Source organism: Candidatus Cloacimonadota bacterium (assembly GCA_011372345.1).
GTDB lineage: Bacteria > Cloacimonadota > Cloacimonadia > Cloacimonadales > TCS61 > DRTC01.
The window spans coordinates 1-2,942 of the sequence record DRTC01000291.1 but is presented as its reverse complement, the minus strand read 5'-3'; the positions used below and the strand labels follow the sequence as shown (position 1 = coordinate 2,942).

At 38.7% G+C, this 2,942-nt stretch carries 4 protein-coding genes; all 4 read right to left on the bottom strand.

Annotated features, from left to right (window positions below):
• Positions 1 to 1,437 (bottom strand): hypothetical protein (locus tag ENL20_05725; protein HHE38054.1); only part of this gene is annotated, 1,437 nt, incomplete at its 3' end.
• Between the two features lie 22 nt (positions 1,438 to 1,459).
• Complete coding sequence (locus tag ENL20_05720) at positions 1,460 to 2,098, bottom strand: energy transducer TonB (GenBank protein HHE38053.1); 639 nt, start codon at positions 2,096 to 2,098, stop codon at positions 1,460 to 1,462.
• 6 nt (positions 2,099 to 2,104) lie between these two features.
• Positions 2,105 to 2,512, bottom strand: a complete 408-nt coding sequence (locus tag ENL20_05715; GenBank protein ID HHE38052.1) for a biopolymer transporter ExbD — start codon at positions 2,510 to 2,512, stop codon at positions 2,105 to 2,107.
• A 9-nt stretch (positions 2,513 to 2,521) separates the two neighbouring features.
• A partial coding sequence (locus ENL20_05710; protein HHE38051.1) for a biopolymer transporter ExbD occupies positions 2,522 to 2,942 on the bottom strand: 421 nt, incomplete at its 5' end.

Here is a 2,942-nt window from a genome sequence, read left to right as displayed (position 1 = left end):
CGGATTACCTTCCTGAGCATCGGGATGTTCCCGCAAAGATGTAAAATCATCAGGTTCAGGATTTCTTCCGGTTAGAAGCCAGTATTTCTCATTAGCAGTCAGTTTGCTGGTATCTCCAGGATAAGTATTTAAAGGATCAGCATCCTCTGGACCACAATAGCTATCTTCACCCCAGGTCCAACAAGCAAAAACCAGTTTTTCAGGATCAGGTGTACAAACCCGAGAACCAACTTTACCGGTCGTTAATCCTCCATCTCCATCCCAATCATAAGTATATGCAAATTCATAATTTTCACCGGCAACATAACTGCTGACATCGTCATTATAAACTTCGCTCCAGGCTTGCGGACCAACATCCGAATCCATATAAACACCCATGGTACAATCATAAAGGGTATCGACAGCATTCATGTTTGTTATATCAAACTCAACATAGCACAGGTTCTTAATATGTTCAAAACTCCATTGATAGCTCAATTGACGAACTCGAACATTTAATGGCTCGTGAGTATTAGTGGATGTACCCCAGGCTCTATTACCTGCTGTATTGAAAGGACTGTAATCATAATAATAAGAAACGAAATCCTGCTCAGATACAGGATATCCGTCTTCGTCATATAAGCCGTCATAATCGTCGTCGTGTTCCTCAGTAAAAATATATTTTGAAAAGTAATCATCTAAAAGATCTTCATAACCTAAATTTACGAATCCAAGAGGAAACCAGATATGTTCAGATTTAATTATCGTGCCTGCATCATCAGCATCAAGTTCGTGTAACCATCTGTCTCCAAATCCGCTAAATACTTCCGGGAGTTCTTCCGGATCTCTAAATGGAAAGGAATAGCCAATAGGATCTTCGTCGATCAGACCGTCTCCATCATCATCGACTCCCTTTCTATGTTCCCGAATAGAGGTGTACATTATTTTATCAAGAGTATTATATTGACTGTATTGAGTACCTAAAGCAACATTTTCCTTGGGATTATAAGCCGGTAGGAATTCGTAAACATCATGATCACCATCAAAACCGACAGTTACCAGAGTATCAATAACAGGAGCTAAACTTTCTTCCCAATCCGGATGGCTTTCTGGAATATAATCATGTTGATCATTAGCATCTGCCAGCCAGTATAGTTTTTCACCTAATGTATTTCTACGCTGTTTTTTTGCACCGAACCAGAGAGCGCCTTGGTATAAATAATCGATAGCACTTCCACCCGGATATTCGAGCGAGGGCCAACGAGGTGAAATATCATCTCCGGAGCCGAAAAATCCATAGTTACTAACCCTTAACCAGATATTTCCAACATTGTGATATTTAACCAGATCCAGTTTTTTATCTGCGCTACCATTATTGTCGGCAGGTCTTGCGAGAAGAGTTGAACAAACCAGAATTAGAATAAGCGAGACAAGCAGATATTTAAAAATCAATTTCATATATTAATCCTCCAATGTATATTTATTCGAGACTAAATGTGACCGGGAAAGTTACCCAACAGGCAACCGGTTTACCACCGCTTTTAGCAGGTGTAAATTCCCATTGTTTAACGGCATTTATAGCTGCTTCGTCAAGACCACCAGGACCGGAAACAAGAGATTGTTTAACCTCAATAGCTCCTACTTTTCCATCGACCAGAACTTCGACTTCCAGCCAGACCTGACCCTGAATTTCCATTCTTCTAAAGTGATCGGCATAAACGGGAGGAATCTGTTTAATAGGTTCGGGTGGATCTTCATAAACAGCAAATTTTGAAGTTTTACCAATTTGAGGAACATTCACCGGTTCATACGGATCAAGAGAAGTGCTTTCAATTGTTTCAATAATTTCAATGTCTTCATCTTCATCGTCTGAAGCTTCATCATCAACAATGATCTCGATCACCGGTTTTACTGTTTGTTCCGGTGGCTTTATTTTATCTTTGATCTCAGGTGGAATATCGATCGCTTCCGATACTTTAACTGTTCTTTCAAATGGTTTTACTTCTATTTTGGGAGAAACCAGAAAAGCAAAAAGCAAGATCAATATTGCCAGGCTTAAAGCTTTTTCAAAATAACTGTCTGCAACATCTTTCCAATCTGAAAATTTCTTACTCGCCATGATCACCTACCTTTTCATCTTCGCTTCAAATGAAACCCGCAAAACATCGGCTAACCTGAGTTGATACATAATATCGGACATTATTCCGTAGTTAGTATCTTTATCTGTCCTGAAACAGGCGATCGTATTGAAATTCTCTGCTTTCTTCTGATACATTTTATATTGAACATCAGGGATGCTCACATTAAAATCATCGATGGAAATTGCTCCGCTTTTGGTAACATATATCGTAGCTGCATTGTTGCGAGGGATCTTCTGTATAGATGCAGCTTGCGGCATATTGACCTTTAATCCTCTTTCTTTGACAAAAACTGTGGAAACCATAAAAAAGAGTAATAACAGGAAAGCGATATCAGACATGGAAGCAGTAGGAATAGAAGTTTCGGGTCTTGTTTTTTTTAATAACTTTGCCATAATTCCTTCCTAATTCGTGGACAGAGATATTTTCTCTGCTCCTGCTGCCTGCAGTTTATCAAGAACCTGCACCATGTATTTATATTTACTCTTTCTATCAGTTTTAAGAGAAATAACCATATCCGGATTAGAAGTTACAATTCCTTTAACTACGGATTGGATATTATTCATGGAAATTTCTTCTGCTTCAGGCATATTGGATGTTTTATATCTGACAATTCCATCCTTATCGATCGAGATCTTGGTGATATTCTCGTCTTTCAATCTGACTTTTTTATCTGCCAGTTCCGAAGCTGCGGGAAGATTAATTCCCAATCCCTTTTTAAGATCAAATTTAGTTGTGGAAAGAAAGAAAACCAAAAGCAGAAAAGCTACATCAGACATTGATGCAGTTGGGATTCCACCCAAATTTTTTCTTTTTCTGCGTACT

Excerpts from the sequence above, each read along its gene's own strand:
- ENL20_05720 (HHE38053.1), bottom strand. The coding sequence starts at position 2,098 with ATGGCGAGTAAGAAATTTTCAGATTGGAAAGATGTTGCAGACAGTTAT.
- ENL20_05715 (HHE38052.1), bottom strand. The coding sequence starts at position 2,512 with ATGGCAAAGTTATTAAAAAAAACAAGACCCGAAACTTCTATTCCTACT.